15 protein-coding genes are annotated in these 16,017 nt (G+C 71.6%); 8 read left to right on the top strand and 7 right to left on the bottom strand.

Annotation, left to right across the window (positions count from 1 at the left end; genetic code table 11):
• The first annotated feature begins 180 nt into the window (after nt 1-180).
• Nucleotides 181-759 carry a DUF4291 domain-containing protein gene (locus AB0F11_RS03310; protein ID WP_362167765.1) on the top strand — a complete coding sequence of 193 codons (579 nt, stop codon included), beginning with the start codon at nt 181-183 and terminating at the stop codon, nt 757-759.
• On the opposite strand, the gene AB0F11_RS03305 is transcribed toward AB0F11_RS03310, so the two are convergent.
• Both AB0F11_RS03305 and AB0F11_RS03300 read right to left on the bottom strand, forming a co-directional pair.
• Nucleotides 699-1,352: a cysteine hydrolase gene (locus AB0F11_RS03305; RefSeq protein ID WP_362167762.1), complete on the bottom strand. Its 654-nt coding sequence runs from the start codon at nt 1,350-1,352 to the stop codon at nt 699-701. The genes AB0F11_RS03310 and AB0F11_RS03305 overlap by 61 nt on opposite strands.
• 3 nt (nt 1,353-1,355) lie before the next feature.
• Nucleotides 1,356-2,303 (bottom strand): NADP-dependent oxidoreductase, encoded by a 948-nt coding sequence (locus AB0F11_RS03300; protein ID WP_362167759.1) that lies wholly within the window; start codon nt 2,301-2,303, stop codon nt 1,356-1,358.
• Nucleotides 2,304-2,434: 131 nt separating this feature from the next.
• On the opposite strand from AB0F11_RS03300, the gene AB0F11_RS03295 reads away from it, so the two are divergent.
• Nucleotides 2,435-3,466: an aldo/keto reductase gene (locus AB0F11_RS03295; RefSeq protein ID WP_362167757.1), complete on the top strand. Its 1,032-nt coding sequence runs from the start codon at nt 2,435-2,437 to the stop codon at nt 3,464-3,466.
• A gap of 2 nt (nt 3,467-3,468) precedes the next feature.
• Nucleotides 3,469-4,332 carry an arylamine N-acetyltransferase gene (locus tag AB0F11_RS03290; protein ID WP_362167754.1) on the top strand — a complete coding sequence of 288 codons (864 nt, stop codon included), beginning with the start codon at nt 3,469-3,471 and terminating at the stop codon, nt 4,330-4,332.
• A gap of 200 nt (nt 4,333-4,532) precedes the next feature.
• Here the strand turns inward: AB0F11_RS03290 and AB0F11_RS03285 are convergent, their stop codons facing one another.
• The 5 genes from AB0F11_RS03285 to AB0F11_RS03265 all read right to left on the bottom strand — a co-directional run bounded on the left by AB0F11_RS03285 (nt 4,533) and on the right by AB0F11_RS03265 (nt 10,430).
• Nucleotides 4,533-5,018, bottom strand: coding sequence for a hypothetical protein (locus AB0F11_RS03285; RefSeq protein WP_362167751.1), 486 nt, complete (start codon nt 5,016-5,018; stop codon nt 4,533-4,535).
• A gap of 229 nt (nt 5,019-5,247) precedes the next feature.
• Nucleotides 5,248-6,102, bottom strand: a complete 855-nt coding sequence (locus AB0F11_RS03280) for an arylamine N-acetyltransferase (protein ID WP_362167750.1) — start codon at nt 6,100-6,102, stop codon at nt 5,248-5,250.
• Nucleotides 6,099-7,487 (bottom strand): FAD-binding oxidoreductase, encoded by a 1,389-nt coding sequence (locus tag AB0F11_RS03275; protein WP_362167747.1) that lies wholly within the window; start codon nt 7,485-7,487, stop codon nt 6,099-6,101. The genes AB0F11_RS03280 and AB0F11_RS03275 overlap by 4 nt, the downstream gene beginning before the upstream one ends.
• Before the next feature lie 26 nt (nt 7,488-7,513).
• Nucleotides 7,514-8,734, bottom strand: coding sequence for an MFS transporter (locus tag AB0F11_RS03270; RefSeq protein ID WP_362167744.1), 1,221 nt, complete (start codon nt 8,732-8,734; stop codon nt 7,514-7,516).
• 70 nt (nt 8,735-8,804) lie between these two features.
• Nucleotides 8,805-10,430, bottom strand: a complete 1,626-nt coding sequence (locus tag AB0F11_RS03265) for a carboxylesterase family protein (protein WP_362167742.1) — start codon at nt 10,428-10,430, stop codon at nt 8,805-8,807.
• A 279-nt stretch (nt 10,431-10,709) separates the two neighbouring features.
• On the opposite strand from AB0F11_RS03265, the gene AB0F11_RS03260 reads away from it, so the two are divergent.
• From AB0F11_RS03260 to AB0F11_RS03240, 5 genes are all read left to right on the top strand, one after another.
• Nucleotides 10,710-11,519: an arylamine N-acetyltransferase gene (locus tag AB0F11_RS03260; protein WP_362167739.1), complete on the top strand. Its 810-nt coding sequence runs from the start codon at nt 10,710-10,712 to the stop codon at nt 11,517-11,519.
• Between the two features lie 107 nt (nt 11,520-11,626).
• Nucleotides 11,627-12,730: a phenazine antibiotic biosynthesis protein gene (locus AB0F11_RS03255; protein WP_362167736.1), complete on the top strand. Its 1,104-nt coding sequence runs from the start codon at nt 11,627-11,629 to the stop codon at nt 12,728-12,730.
• Entirely contained in the window at nt 12,730-14,103 is a 1,374-nt protein-coding gene (locus tag AB0F11_RS03250) for an aldehyde dehydrogenase family protein (RefSeq protein WP_362167733.1), read from the top strand. Before AB0F11_RS03255 ends, AB0F11_RS03250 begins: the two co-directional genes overlap by 1 nt.
• Nucleotides 14,104-14,230: 127 nt before the next feature.
• A complete protein-coding gene (locus AB0F11_RS03245) occupies nt 14,231-15,472 on the top strand; it encodes an acyltransferase (RefSeq protein ID WP_362167730.1) in 1,242 nt (413 codons plus the stop codon).
• A 135-nt stretch (nt 15,473-15,607) separates the two neighbouring features.
• Entirely contained in the window at nt 15,608-15,997 is a 390-nt protein-coding gene (locus tag AB0F11_RS03240; protein ID WP_362167728.1) for a WXG100 family type VII secretion target, read from the top strand.
• Nucleotides 15,998-16,017 lie beyond the last annotated feature (20 nt).

The raw sequence follows: 16,017 nt of genomic DNA, 5'->3' as shown, positions 1-16,017 counted from the left end.
GCCCCACCACCCGCGGGGGGGTCTTATTCTCCCGCCCCGCCGGCGTTTGAGGCGAACCGGGTCCGGGCGGAGCCCGGTTTCGGGAAGGGGCGGGGTGGGGAACTGCTCCGCGCAGCGGCCAACCGCGCGGGCGGGGGAAACGGGTCGCGGGCCGGGGCCGCGGGCTGGCAGGGTGCGGGCATGGCACCGCTGTATGAGATACGGGCCGCGTATGACGGTCAGACCATCACCGTTTATCAGGCCTACGCGCCCGCCATCGCCGAACCGGCCCTCGCGGCGGGGCGGTTCGTGCCGCCGTTCTCCTTCCACCGCATGACCTGGATCAAGCCCTCGTTCCTCTGGCTGATGCACCGCAGCAACTGGGCCCGCAAGGCCGGCCAGGAGCGCATCCTGGCCGTCCGCATCACCCGCGAGGGGTGGGAGGAGGCCTTGGCGCAAGGAGTGTTGACCACCTCCGACCCCGCCGCCGTCGCCGCGGCCGCGGTGCACGTCCAGTGGGACCCGGAGCGGTCCCTGCGCGGGGCGGCGCTGAACCACTACAGCATCCAGGTCGGGATCGGTCGCGGGCTCATCCGCACCTTCGCCGAGGACTGGGTGGTCGAGCTGACGGACCTCACCGCCCGGGCCCGCAGGATCGGGGAGCTGGTGCAGTCGGGCCGCGCCGCGCAGGCGCAGCGGCTGCTGCCCCCGGAGCGGCCCTACCCGTTCAGCAGGGCGGCGACGTCCGATGTCGTACGGACGTCGCCGAAGCTGCGGTAGACCGTGGTCAGGGCGGCGTTGTGCGCGGCGTCGCTGCGGGTGGCGCTCGCGTCGGCGACCAGCACCGTGCGGTAGCCCAGCGTCGCGGCGTCGCGTGCGGTGCCCTCCACGCAGACGTCGGTGACCAGCCCGCACACGACGACCGTGTCGATGCCGCGCTCCTGGAGCAGCCCGGGCAGCGGGCAGCGGCCGGGGAAGAACGCGGAAGGCGCGCTCTTCTCCACGACCAGGTCGTCGGCGGCCGGGACCAGCCCCGGCGCCAGCCGGTCCGCGGGCCCGCCGGTGCCGCCGGCGCGCCGGTAGGCCTCGGCGGTGGAGTGACCGTAGAACTCCACCGCCCAGGGCTCGGGCTCCGCCGCCACGGCCGGGAGGACCCAGGCCACCGTGCCGGCGGCGGCCCGTACGGCCTGCGCGAGGTGGTGGACCTGCGGCACGATGCCGGGGGCGTACGGGCTGCCCTCCACGAAGAAGCGCACCATGTCGACCACGACGAGGGCCGTCCGCCGCCCGGACAGGCGTCCGTAGGCGTGGCGGCGGCCCCGCCGCTGCTCGTGGCGCGCGTACTCGCGCGGGTCGATCCGCCAGTCGTGCACGGATCAGATCGTAAGGACGATCTTGCCGGTGGTGTGCTTCGACTCGCTCAGCTCGTGCGCCTTGCGGACCTCCTCCAGGGGGAAGGTCTCGGCGATCAGCGGGCGCAGGCGGCCCGCGTCGACCAGGGCGGCGAGCTGCGCGAGGTCGGCGTGGTCGGGGGCCACGTTGACCGTGGCGCCGCGCACGCCGAGCGCCTCGGCCTTGGCCTTGATCTCCGCCTCCGCGAGCGGGTTGGTCGCGCCGACGTAGATGCCGCCGGGGCGCAGGACGCGCAGCGAGCGCTCCTCGTAGTCGCCGCCGATCAGGTCGAAGACGACGTCGATGTCGACGTCCTTGACCGCCTCGGCGAAGTCCTCGGCCGTGTAGTCGATGAGCTCGTCGGCGCCCAGCTCGCGCAGCACCTCGTGCTTGGCGGCGCTGGCGGTGCCGATCACGTACGCGCCGCGGGCCTTGGCGATCTGCACGGCGAGGTGGCCGACGCCGCCGGCCGCCGCGTGGACCAGCACCTTCTGGCCGGGCTGGACGTCCGCTGCGGTCACCAGGGCCTGCCAGGCCGTCAGACCGGCCAGCGGCAGGGCGGCCGCCTTGACGTGGTCCAGGGACTGCGGCTTGGGCGCGAAGTGGCGGGCGGACGCGGCGACGTACTCGGAGTACGCGGCGGCCTCGTTCGGGAAGGAGGGCAGGCCGAAGACCTCGTCGCCGACCTTGAAGCGGTTCTCGCCGGGCGAGACGGCCACGACGACACCGGAGACGTCCCAGCCGACCCCGAACGGCGGGGTGAGCCACAGACCGTATTCGCGGATCTTCCAGTCGATCGGATTCACACCGGCCGCATGCGTCTTTACCAGAATTTCCGAGGCATTGGGCGTGGGAATCGGGGAATCTGTCAGGTTGAGGACTTCACTGGTGCCGAGGGTTTCCTGGCGTACCGAGCGCATGGTTTCTGTCATGCGCCGCATCATAGGCAATGGGAAAGACAACTCCCCGTCTGTATTTGGCCATTCCTGTCAGGTGGGGTGACCTGACAGAAGGGCGGGGGAATTCTTTCTGCTTCGCAGAACACCGCTCGATGCTGTGCCATATGACTCAGCTGCGATCACTTGGTTCGGCCGGCCCCGAGGTTTCCGCCCTCGGTCTCGGCCTGATGTCCATGTCCGACTTCTACGGCCCCGCCGACCGGGCCGAGGGAGTCGCCACCGCGCACGCCGCCATCGACGCCGGCATCACCCTGCTCGACACCGGTGACTTCTACGGCAGCGGCCACAACGAGCTCCTCCTGCGCGAGGTGCTGCAGAGCCACGACCGCGAGCAGCTCACCCTCAGCGTCAAGTTCGGCGTCCTGCGCGATCCGGCCGGCGGGATCCTCGGCGTCGACAACCGCCCCGAGGCGGTCAAGAACTCCCTGGCCCAGACGCTGCAGCGGCTCGGCACCGACTACGTGGACGTCTACCGCCCGGCGCGCCTGGACCCGAACGTGCCGATCGAGGAGACCATCGGCGCCATCAAGGAGTGCATCGAGGCCGGCTGGGTCCGCCACATCGGCCTGTCCGAGATCGGCGCCGAGACCCTGCGCCGGGCCTCCGCCGTGCACCCCATCGCCGACCTCCAGATCGAGTACTCGCTGCTCTCCCGCGCCATCGAGGACGAGATCCTGCCGACGGCGCGCGAGCTCGGCACGGCCGTCACCGCGTACGGGGTCCTCGCCCGCGGTCTGCTGTCGGGCCGCTGGAACCACCAGCGGGCCACCGCGAAGGACGACGGCCGCAGCAACTTCCCGCGCTTCAGCGGCGAGAACCTCGACCGCAACCTCCAGCTGGTCGCCGCCCTCGGCAAGGTAGCCGAGGCCAAGGGCGTCACCACCTCGCAGCTCGCGATCGGCTGGGCGATGGCCCAGGGCGCCGACATCGTCCCCGTCGTCGGCTCGCGGCGCCGCGAGCAGCTCACCGAGGCCCTCGGCGCGCTGTCGCTGGAGCTGACCGCCGAGGACGTCGCCGAGATCGAGCGCGCCGTCCCGGCCGAGGACGTCGCCGGCACGCGCTTCGACGCCGAGGGCATGGCCATGCTCGACAGCGAGAAGAAGTCGGGCACCTCCGGTCGCGGGCAGGCGGGCTGAGCATGGCCGACAACGGCAGCATCGGCAGCCCCGCCCAGTGGCAGGCCGACCGGCTCGACGTCCAGGCCTACCTCGACCGCCTGGGCATCACCGGGCCCCTGGAGCCGACCGCGGAGACCCTGCGCCGGCTGCACCGGGCGCACGCCCTGACCATCCCGTTCGAGAACCTCGACATCCTGCTGGGCCGGGGCATCGACCTCGACGTGGACGCGATGCAGGACAAGCTGCTGCGCCGGCGGCGCGGCGGCTACTGCTACGAGCACAACATGCTCTTCGCGATCCTGCTGGAGCGGCTCGGGTACGAGGTGACCCGCCTGTACGCCCGCCCGCTGCTGAACGCGCCCAAGCCGCTGCCGCGCACCCACCTGGTGCTGAGCGTGGCCGTCGGCGACGAGACGTACCTCGCCGACGTCGGCTTCGGCGACGAGGGCCCGCTGGAGCCGCTCCTCGTCGCCGACGGCACCGTCTCCGACCAGGGCGGCTGGGTGTACCGGCTGGCGCGGGTGCAGGGCACGGACAAGGAGTGGGTGCTCTCGCTGCGGCGGGAGGACGACTGGTTCCCCCTGTACTGGTACACCACCACCCCCCACCACCACATCGACTGCGTGGTGGCGAACTGGTACATCTCCACCCACTCCCACTCGCCGTTCACCGGCCGGGTCTTCCTGGAGGACATCGCCGAGGACCGGCGGCTCAACCTCAACCACCGCAAGCTGACGCTGACCCGGTCCGACGGCAGCACCGAGGTCCGGTACGTGGTGGACGAGGAGGTCCGCGAGCTGCTGGACCGGCAGTTCGGGATCGAGCTGACGGAGGACGAGGCCGAGGTCGTCATCGCGGCGCTCCCGGAGCCCGAGGACTCCTGACCCGTCTGCAGGGGCACGTTGGTGCGCACCGGCCCGGTGCGCACCACGTGCCCCTTTTTTGCGTTGCAGCGGGCGGGGCCGCGCCGGGCCGGGCTGGGTCGCGCGGCGGCGGAAATGCCGTACGGGCCCGGCGGGGGGATCGCCGGGCCCGTACGGGGGCCTCACAGGGGGAAGGGAAGGCCGCAGGAAGGGTGGTGCGGTCAGCGGGGCTGGACGGCGATGCGGGTGGCCTTGCCGGTGGAGGCGCCGGAGGTCACGAAGGAGCCGTCCAGGTTGTTGATGGTGAAGGCGAAGTCGAAGTTCGCGGTGTTCTTGCCGGTCACCGTGATGTTGGCCTTGAAGGTGATGGTGGAGGCGGCCTTGCCGTCGGCGCCGATCAGGAAGGCGACGTCGGTGTCGGAGTAGGTGCCGCAGCCGGTCTGGCGCCACTCGCCGTGGGAGGCGGTCGTGGTGTTGTTCGGCGAGGTGAAGTTGACGACGCCGGCCGTGGCGGTGGCGCTGCCGTAGTAGCTGCCGAGGAAGGTCTCGTGGGTGTTGTCGTCGACGACCTTCCAGCTGCCCGGCAGGGTGTAGCAGGTGCTGCCGCCCTCGACGGCGGCGTTCGCGGAGCCCGTGACCGCCGTGGCGGTGGCCAGTGCGGCGACACCGGCGAGGACGCCGACCTTGATACGGGTGCTCTTGCGCATCTGAATCTCTCCCAGGAAATCGTCAATGGGGGCGGATTGCCGGGGCCGGCGTTTCGCGCGGCGGCTTCGATTTCCATGATGGCCCGCCGATTCGGCGGGAGGTATGGACCAGATTTCGATTCGTCAGGTCGGCCGGGTGCTTATGGTCCGGCCGAAAAAGGACCCCCGTGCCGCACGGGAATGCGTGCGGCACGGGGGCCTGGGATCCGGAAGAGGAGAGAAAGGGAAATCAGTCGATCTGCATGATGATGCGGACCGCCGGGTCCACGTCGGGCTGCTTCGGCATGACGCCGGCCTCCAGCACGATCCCGAAGTGCTCCTCGTACGCGGCGCGCAGGGCCGCGTCGTCCGCCAGCTCCACGGTCCGCGTGCCGTTCGCGTCGGTGAGGGTCAGCTCCCGGCCGTTGACGGTGGCGCGGCCGGACTCCTTCTGCATCGAGGCGATCAGGTTGTGCAGGAACACCGAGTCCGGTGCCGTGCGGTACCACCACAGGGTCGGGTAGAAGTCCTCGATCCGCACCGGCCGCTCGTCGAGCCGGTACTGGATGCCGCCGTCGAGCACGACCTGGATCCCGCCCTCCTCGGGCACGACCACCTCGAACTCGCCGTGCGGGTCCTTCTGCACCCCCTGCGGCCCGATCTCCAGCGGGAAGCGGCTGCCCTTGCCGAAGCCGACGTCGATCAGCCAGTCCTTGCCGTCCAGGTGGACGCGCAGCGCCAGGTGGCACAGCGGGGCGCCGAACTCGCCGCCGAGGAAGACCTGCCCGGCGAGGATCTCCACCGAGTAGCCGAGGGCCTGGAGCAGGTGCCCGAAGGAGGGGTTCAGCTCGTAGCAGCCGCCGCCGCGGCGCCGGCGCACGATCTTGTCGTGGAGGAAGTCGCGCTCCAGGCTCAGCTCGGCGCCCTCCACGTGGTAGTCGATGTTCTCGAAGGGCACCGAGAGCACGTGCCGCTCCTGGAGGTGCCGCAGCCCGTGGATGTCGGCCTTCTCCGGCCGCCGGGCGCCGATGCGCTCCAGGTACGCGTCCACCATCGCATCGCTGAGCATGTTGTCCGTCGTCTCCTCACTCGTCTCACTCGTCATGACGTCCACCCGCTCGGCGGGATGTTGTGGTTCACCCGGAACACGTTCTGCGGGTCGTAGGCGTCCTTGACGGCCACGAGCCGGGCGTACGTCTCCTCGTCGTACGCCGACCGCAGGTGCTCGGGGGTGCTCTCCAGGGCGCTGATGAAGCTCAGGAACGGGCCGCCGATGCGCCAGGGCCGCATCGTCTCCATCAGTCGCTCCTGGAACTCCCGTACGTCCTGGACGTGTTCGGGCCACACCGGCGCCCCCGCGAACAGCGTGTACGCGGTCTCGCGGTGCGGCAGTGCGTTGGGGTGCTCCGGCTGCCGGCCCAGGGCGCCGCCGAGGTGGCGCAGCTCGATGCCGGGGCGGACCGCGTCCGCGCCCTCCTTGATCAGCGGCACCAGGGTGTCGATCGCCGCGTCGTCGAGCTCCCGGATGCGGGTGGAGCGCTCGAAGTACACGGCCGGGACGGTCGGGTCCATGTTGATGTCGGCGACGTTCGTGTACGGCATGTCGGCGACGGTGTCGAGGACGGCCGGCACGATCGCGCGCAGCGGGCGCAGGAGTTCCTCGCCCTCCTCGTTCGAGCCGTTGAACGCGATCCGGATGTGCGCGAGGAAGCGCCCGCGGACCGGCTCGGGCAGTACGTCGATGTCGGGGAAGCGCATCACGGCGATCGAGGACTGCATGGCGTCCGGGACGGTGCGGGTCCAGTCCCGCCAGGTCCGCAGGATCTCCTCGATGTGCTCGCCGGGCAGGAACAGGCCGCCGCCGTAGAGCCGGGAGACCGGGAAGAGGCCGATCTCGATCGAGGTGACCACGCCGAAGTTGCCCTTGCCGCCGCGCAGCGCCCAGAACAGGTCCGGGTGGTCCTGGGGGGAGACGTGGCGCAGCTCGCCGTCGGCGGTGACGACGTCGGCGTTCTTGACGTGGTCGGCGCAGTAGCCGTACGAGCGGCCCAGCGGGCCGAGGCCGCCGCCGAGGGTGTACGAGACGACGCCGACGCCCGGGGAGGCCCCGTTGAGCGGGGCCAGGCCGAAGGCGGCGGCCTCCTGGATGACCCGGCTCCACTGGACGCCGGGCTCGACGCGGGCGGTGCGGCTGCGCGGGTCGATGCGTACGCCGGTGAGGTTGCGGGTGTTGATCAGGATCGCGCCGTCGGCGAGCCGGGCGACGCCGTGCCCGGTCGCCTGGACCGCGACCGGCAGGCCCGCGCGGGCGGCGAAGCGCACGGTGGCGATGACGTCGGCGGTGCCGTCGGCGAGGACGACGGCCGCGGGCCGGGACTCGGACAGGATCCGGTTGAACCCGAGCGTCTCCTCCTTGTACGCGTCGGTGCCGGGCAGCAGGAGCGGCCCGCGCAGCTCGGCGCCGAGCGCGGACAGGTCGGTGGGGGACACGGACGTTCCTTCCTGTAACGGGTGGCTCACGGGGCTGCCTTGGCAGGGGTGCGCAGGCTCGGGAGGGTGGCGGCGGTCAGCAGGACCACGGCGCCGCCGATCCAGGCGACGGTGGTCAGCTCGACGTTGTCGACGATGAGGCCGCCGACGAGCGCGCCGAGCGCGATGGAGAGGTTGAAGACGGACACCCACAGCGCGGAGGCCGCCTCCATCGCGTCGGGCGCGTACTTCAGCATCCAGGTCTGGAGGCTGACGGAGACGCCGCCGAAGGCCAGGCCCCACAGGACCAGCAGGGCGATGCCGCCGGCCTGGCTCTTGCCGAGCACCGGGAACAGCAGCATCGCGGCGGCCAGCGCGACGATGATGACGGTCATGGTGCGGCCCAGGTTCTTCGCGACGGCCGCCCCGGCGACGAAGTTGCCGACGATGCCGGCGACGCCGAAGCCGAGCAGCAGCACGCTGATCAGGTCCTCGTCGATGCCGGAGACCTGCTGGAGCATGGGGCTGACGTAGGTGTACGCGGCCAGGTGCCCGGTGACGATCAGGGCGGTGGCGATGATGCCGGCGCGCACGCCGCGGTTGCCGAACTGGCCGATCAGCTCGCGCACCCCGACGGGCTGGGTGGCGGGCAGCGGCGGCAGCAGCACCAGCAGGGCCACGAGGACCACGAAGGCGAGGACGCCGAGCGTGGCGAACGCGGTGCGCCAGCCGGCCAGTCCGCCGATCAGGGTGCCGGTGGGCACGCCGAGGACGTTGGCGGCGGCGACACCGCCGAAGATCAGCGCGGTGGCCCGCGGGATCGCGGCAGGCTGGACCAAGCGGAAGGCGAGGCCGCCCGCGATGGCCCAGAAGCCGCCGATGGTGATGCCGACCAGGATGCGGGAGGCGAGCAGGACGCCGAAGTTGGGTGCGAGCACGGTGATCGCGTTGGCGACGGCCATCACGGTCATCAGCGCGACCAGCAGGAAGCGGCGGTCCAGGCGGCCGACGAGCACCGGGATCAGCGGGGCGGACAGCGCGGCGACCAGGCCGGGCACCGTCACCATGAGGCCGGCGGTGCCCTCGGAGACGTCCAGGGCGGAGCCGACGGAGGTGAGCAGGCCGATGGGCAGCTGCTCGGCGGTGACCAGGGTGAAGATGCCGACGGCGACGGAGACCACCGCGAGCCAGCTCTTGAGGGAAGTGGGCTCGGCGGCGCCGGCCTCCGGCGGGGCCCCGGTCTCGGCGGGCGTTTCGAGTGTTGTCATGACAAGAACCTCATTCGTGTCTCACGGGGGCGGGCGGGGCAGCTCAGGGGCAGCTCAGGGGCGGGGCAGCTCAAGGGCGGGGGACCCAGCCGGACTCGTCCCAGAACCGCAGCTGCCGGGCCTTCGAGGTCGGCGCGATCCCGGCGATCCGCTCGCCGCCGAGGACCAGCGTGCTGGGGCGCTCCGGGTCGAAGACCGGCCACTCGGGGGCCGCGGGCGCGGCGGGGACCTCGCCGCGGGCGAACGCGGCCACCAGGTCCATGAAGGTCTCGGAGACGGCGCGCTCGGCCGGCCCGTCGTGGAACAGCGGCGTGGACGGCGGTACCGGGTAGGTGGCGGCGATGGCCTCGGTGTCGGCGTACGTGCCGAACAGGAACGGCGAGGTCGCCTCGTGCGGGGTGCCGTGGTGGGGGGCGCGCACCGGGTGCGCGAACTCCATCACGTACTGCGGGGTGCCCCCCTCGCGGGCGTGCCGCTCCGAGAGCCGCACGATCTGGTAGCGGAACAGGGCGTCGCCCCAGATCTCCGTCCACAGCGACAGCGGGTCCTGCGGCAGCCCGTCGGCCTCGGCGGCCTCGCGGTAGGCGGCCAGGCACGCGTCGACGAGCTCGTCGGTGACCTTGGCCGAGCCCTTGTCCAGGACGCCGCGCACGGCCTCGCGCAGTTCGGCCGCGTCGGTGGGGCGCGGGGTCGGGGTGGGCTGCGGCGGGCAGGGGCCGGTGTAGAAGGAGCCCTCGGTGCGGGTGTGGATCGCCATGATCGGCACGTCGGGGGTGGGGAGTTCCCAGTCGAACGCGGTCATCCGGCGGCCGTCGACGACCGGGCCGCGGAACTCGCGGCCGCTGCCGACCTCGCGCCCGCCGGGCAGGCCGCCGAACACCTCCTCCCAGGCCGCCGACAGCGCGGCCGCGGGCACCTCGCGCAGCCCCGCCACCGTCGTGCCGAGGCGGTCCGCGATGATCTCGTACGCCCGGCGGGAGTCGGCCGGGGTCAGCGAGGTGGACGGGTCCCACACGTGGCAGGCGCTGATCGGGACGATCCGCCGGATGATCGGCCGCAGTTCGGGCTGCAGCGCGAGCTGCCAGGTGCTGGCGCCGCCCGCGGAGGTGCCGGCGACGGTGATGTTGCCGGGGTCCCCGCCGAAGGCGGCGGCATTGGCGTGGACCCAGCGCAGCAGCGCCGCCTGGTCCTGCAGGCCCCAGTCGGCGAAGTCGCCGGTCTCCGGGTCGGCGTATTCCTCGTGGAGGCCGAACCCGAAGGCGCCGAGGCGGTAGTTGAAGGTGACGACGACCAGGTCGCCGCGGTCGGCGAGGCGCGCGCCGTCGTAGACGGGCAGGCTGCCGCCGCCGACCATCCAGCCGCCGCCGTGGATGTAGACCAGGACCGGGCGCAGGGTGTCCGGGGCGGTGCCGGGCGTCCAGACGTTGGCGTACAGGGAGTCCTCGGAGCTGCCGGGGATGATCGGCTGGAGCGACTCGGGGGCGAAGGCCTTGGCCTCGCGGACCCCGTTCCAGGGGGCGGGCGGGCGCGGCGAGGCGAAACGCAGCTTGCCGACCGGCGGGGCGGCGTACGGGATGCCGCGGAAGACCGACAGCCGGCCGGCGCGCTCACCGGCGATCACACCGGCGGTGGTGCGGGCCAGGACGTCGTCCCCGGGCTCCGGCGAAGGGCTGTGGTCGGCAGAAGGGGCCAGCACGTCGAATTCTCCGTCGTCATCGGCGGGCGGTCAGTCACACCGACTTTTCTGATGTGCAGCGTCGGATGACTCTGGACCATCCGATGCTGGTAACCGCGCGAGAAGGCGGCAAGCCGCTCGGCGGCACTGTGTCAGGTGCCGGATTATCCGTCAGATCGGCGGTCGGGCGAGGGGTGGCCGTGTATTTTCTTGCGGCGTATGCTGCCGGATTCGAATGCCTGGATACCCGCACCGCGGGAATGGCGCATGGCACATGACTGCACGGTCAAGGAGAATGCGATGCTGGACGAAGCGGAAGTGGCCGAATATCTCGACCGGATCGGCGCGAAGAGGCCCGCCGCCCCCGATCTCGAAGGGCTGCGCCACCTCCAGGAGCGGCACGTGCTGTCCGTTCCCTTCGAGAACATCGACTACCACCTGGGGCGCGAGATCCACCTCGGCGCGCAGGCCTTCGACAAGATCGTGCGGCAGCGCCGCGGCGGCGGCTGCTACGAGGTGAACTCGGCCTTCGGCGTGCTGCTGGCCTCCCTGGGGTACGCGGTCGAGGTGCTGCCCGGCCGGGTCCACCGCCCCGAGGGGCTGGGGCCTGCGATGTGCCACCTGGCGCTGCGCGTGACGCTGGACGGCGAGGCCTGGCTGGTCGACGCCGGCTTCGGCCGCAACAGCCGCCACCCGCTCCGGCTCCACGCCGCTGACCTGCAGGAAGACCCCCACGGCGGATACCTGGTCGCCCCTGCGCAGGATGCGGTCGGAGGCTTCGACGTGTCCCTCGACGGACGGCCCCTGTACCGGGTCGACGACCGCCCCTGCCGGCTGGAGGACTTCGGCCCCACCCTGTGGTGGTGGCGCAGCAGCCCCGACTCGCCCTTCCTCCAGGAGCTGTTCTGCTCACTGCCGCTCGCGGACGGCGGCCGCGTCACGCTGAAGGACAAGCGCCTGGTCAGGATCGAGGGCGGCGCACGCACGATCGAGAAGCCGGAGACGGAGCAGGCGCTCCTCGCCGCCTACCGCACGCATTTCGGCATGGACCTCGACGAACTCCCGAAAGGCGAGGGAGCGGGCCGCACGCTCGGCATCAGGCTGACCTGACGGATCGCGGGCAGTTGACGGACTCATCCGAATTACGTGGACCGGCTCCTGCGGCCCGGCGCACGATGCGAAGAGTACGGCGTAACTCCGTACCCGGAAGGAGCATTGTGTCCACCGTTGATCCCTTGCTGGAATTTCCAATCGACACCCAGCCGGACCCCGATGAATTCCTGCGCGCCGCCCTGCGGTGGCATTTCTCCCCGGAAACGGGTTCGCCGTTCTGGCTGGAGCGCGCGGGAAGCCTCGGATTCGACCCGCTGACCGACGTCGGCGGATTCGACGACCTGCGCCGGTTCCCGAACCTCGCCAACGAACTGCGCGACGTCCGGGCCGAGGACCTCATACCCCGCGGCTACGGCGACCGGCCCGACGTCGTGGGCGTCTACGAGAGCGGCGGCACCACCGGCGCCCCCAAGCGCATCGTCCTGCTCCAGGAGTGGCTGGAGCGCCTGCTGACCTGGAGCAGCGCCCAGCTGGACCGCCACGGCGTCCCGCAGGGCGTCAACTGGCTGGTTGTCGCCCCGACCGGGCCCCACATGGTCGGTGACGTGATCAAGCGGCAGACCGCCTTCCGCGGCGGTCTGGCCTTCACCGTCGACCTCGACCCGCGCTGGGTCAAGAAGCTCATCGCCGACGGCAAGGGCGCCGAGGCGGGAGCCTACGCCGAGCACATCGTCGACCAGGTCGCCTTCCTGCTCCAGACCCAGGACATCGGCGTCCTCATGTGCACCCCGCCGATCCTGGAGCGCCTCGCCCGGCGCGAGGACCTGGCCAAGCTCATCGACGAGAAGGTCAAGGCGATCAACTGGGTCGGCACCCAGATGGACGCCGACACCCGCTACCTGTACCGCACCGAGGTCTTCCCCAAGGCCCACCTGTACAGCGGGTACGGCTCGACGATGATCCTCGGCAACGCCAGCGAGCGCCCCGGCCTGACCGACGACGACCCGTGCATCTACGACCCGTTCGCCCCGCACATGGTCTTCGACGTGGTCGACCCCCAGACCCGCGAGACCGTCGCGTACGGCGAGCGCGGCCAGGTCGTCATGCACCACGTCAGCAAGGCGCTGTTCATGCCGAACAACCTCGAGCGCGACTACGCGACGCGCGTCCCCGCCCCCGAGGGCGTGTGGCAGATCGGCGACTCCGTCGCGGACATCGCCCCGGTCCAGGAGTTCGACAACGAGACGGTCATCGAGGGGGTGTACTAATGGGCGACGGCCTGATCACGCTCGACGCGCTCGGGCCCGCCGGACCCTTCCGCGCGCGCAAGCGCATGACGGTGACCGATGTGACGGGCGCACCCGTCGCAGAACTCAGCCTGGTCCCCAAGCTGTTCGTCACCCGCGCGATGGACGCCCTGCGCAAGGCCCGCACCATGCCGGCCGCCGAGCGCACCGAGGCCCTGGCCCGGGCCGGGCGGATCTTCGCCGAGGAGACCATCGACGGCCTGACGTTCGCCGAGTACGAGCGCACCGTCGCCCGCGTCTCGGGCGTGCCGATCGGCGTCGTGCAGGCGGCGACCGCCGCCATCATCGAGGCCACCGAGGTCGCGCCGGTCGCCGCGTACCAGGCCCGCCCGGTCGGCGCCGTGGACGACTGGCGCGCGGACGGCACCCGTTCCGGCAGCGCCGTGTGGACCCGCAAGGGCGACGTCTTCGCGGTGCACGCCGCCGGCAACCACCCCGGCCCGCACTCGCTGTGGGTCGAGGCCCTCGCCATGGGCTACCGGGTCGCCGTACGGCCCTCGCGCCGCGAGCCGTTCACCCCGCACCGCCTGATCTCCGCCCTGCGCGCGGCGGGCTTCGGCAACGACCAGGTCGTGCTGCTGCCCACCGACTACGAGGCGGCCGACGAGATCCTGCGCAGCGCCGACTACGGGCTCGTCTACGGCGGCGACGAGGTCGTCCGCAAGTACGCGGGCACCCGGGTGCTGCCCCAGGGCCCCGGCCGCTCGAAGATCCTCGTTCCGGCGGGCACCGACTGGCGCGACCACCTCGACACCATCGTCGACTCCATCAGCCACCAGGGCGGCGTGGCCTGCATCAACGCCACCACCGTGCTGGTCGACGGGGACCCGGCGCCGCTGGCCGACGCCATCGCCGAGCGGCTCGCGACCATCCCGAGCCTGCCGCCGCAGGACGAGAAGGCCGTGCTCGCGGTGCAGCCCGTGGAGGGCGCGCGCAAGCTGGAGAAGTTCCTGCTCGCCCGGGCCGCGGGGACCGTGGCCCACCTCGGCGGCGAGGGCATCGTGGAGGAGCTCGGCGACGGCAGCGCCGTACTGCGCCCCGCGGTGCACCGGCTGGAGCGGCCGGACGCCGACCAGGCCGGCATCGAACTGCCCTTCCCCTGCGTGTGGGTGGCCCCGTGGTCCCCGGCCGACGGGATCGGGCCGCTGCGCAACTCGCTGGTGCTGACCGCGTTCACGGACGACGAGGCGCTGATCGACGAGCTGCTCCAGGAGCCCACGATCAGCAACGTCTACCTGGGCGACCACCCGACCTACTGGATCCGGCCGGGCGTCCCGCACGACAGCTACCTCGGCGAGTTCCTGATGCGGACCAAGACCGTCATCCGCGACTGAACCGCCGGAACCGTTGCGGGCCGCGGCCGCCGACGCCCACCGCGGCCCGCAGCGGCGTACGCACACCCACGTCACGCCCCACGCGGCACGTCCCACCCACCGACCTCCCGAGAAGGGCACACCCGTCATGCCTGCCAAGGCCACGCACGACAGCGGAATCGGAATCGGAGGAGCCGGTCCCAGACCCGGCAAGCTCCCCAGACTCGACTCGCTGACCGGGCTGCGCTTTCCCGCGGCCCTCCTGGTCTTCCTCTTCCACGCCTCCCTCGGCGTCCCGTGGATCCGGCTCTTCGAGTCCGACGCGGCCAACGACGGGTTCGCGAAGTACGTCTCCCAGGCCGGCGCGCTCGGCGTCACCTTCTTCTTCGTCCTCAGCGGCTTCGTCCTGACGTGGTCGGCCCGTGAGAAGGACACCTTCCGCGCCTTCTGGCGCCGCCGCTTCGTGAAGATCTACCCCAACTACGTGATCACCTGGGCGCTCGCCCTGCTCACGTTCGCCGCCGTCATGACCAAGCCCTGGCAGGCCGTGGTCAACCTGCTGATGGTCCAGGTGTGGGTGCCCGACTTCGCGACCAACTTCAGCGTGGACCCGCCCAGCTGGTCCCTCGGCGCCGAAGCGATCTTCTACCTCTCCTTCCCGCTGCTCTACCTGCTCATCAAGAAGATCGATCCCGCCAAGCTGAAGTTCTGGATCGCCGGCACCATCGCCGCCGTCGTCCTCACGCCGACCCTGACCTACGCGGTCATCCCGGGCGGCGGGATGCAGATGCCCGGCGCCGACGGCACCTCGACCGTGCAGTACTGGTTCGCGTACGTCCTGCCGCCCGTGCGGCTGCTGGACTTCGCCCTCGGCATCCTCGTCGCGCGCGCCGTGATGGCCGGCCGCTGGCGCAACATCGGCATGACCTGGTCGGCGCTGCTGCTGGCCGTCAGCTACGCGGTCGCCATGAACGTGGAGCACCTGTACGGGCAGCGCGCGGTCACCCTGGTGCCGATCGTCCTGCTGATCGCGGCCGTCGCCTCGCGCGATGCGGAGAGCAGGCCGACGCCGTTCAACAACCGCTTCATGATCTGGCTCGGCGAGATCTCCTTCGCCTTCTACCTGCTGCACTACATCGTGCTGGCCTACTCCCGGGACCTCCTGGGCGACCGGCTCTTCTCCACCCCGGTCGGCATCGCCCTGATCGCCGCCCAGGCCGTGGTGGCCGTCCTCCTCTCCTGGGCCCTGTACGCCTGGGTCGAGGCCCCCCTGACCCGCCGCTTCTCGACGTCCCGCAAGGCGAAGGCGGCCCGGGCCGCCGCAGCGGCCACAGCCGCCACCCCGGCCTCCGCGACGGCGGACCCCGCCAAGCTCGCCGAAAAGGTCTGACCCGGCCCACCACGAGCCGTACGCCCCCAAGCGCCGGGCCCCCGCCCCCCACCCGGGACGGGGGCTCCGCCCTTCCTGCTGGTTGACAGCACCGGCTGTTAGGGTTCCCAAAGGCGTGAAACGGGGGCGATGAACATGGCATCCGATGCTGATCTCCAGGTGGCCGAAGGCGACTTGACGAAGCTCGCCGACGACATGGACACGATGCAGCGCCATCTGGACCGCCAGGTGCGGCGGATGGATGCGCTCGTCGACCGCATCGAGGCGGGGTGGAAGGGCGAGACGGCCAAGGCGTACCGGGACCTGCACCGGGCGGCCGCGAAGGACGCCGTCCGCATCCGGGAGATCCTCGTCCTCCTGGAGGAGGCCGTGCGGATGAGCCGCAACGGCTTCACCCAGCAGGAGCTGGACACGCTCCAGGCGTTCCGCAAGGTCCGCAGCGAGGTCGACATCGCCCGCGAGGTGGACCGGCTCTCCGAGGGCACCGCGCCGCCCGGGCCGCACAGCGGCCTGCTCGACATCTGATCCATGCGTACTTCGGGGGA

It is taken from the genome of Streptomyces sp. NPDC032472 (genome assembly GCF_040636955.1).
In the GTDB taxonomy this organism is placed as follows: Bacteria; Actinomycetota; Actinomycetes; order Streptomycetales; family Streptomycetaceae; genus Streptomyces.
Note: the sequence above shows the minus strand (reverse complement) of the source record. Positions and strands in the feature narration are given on the sequence as shown.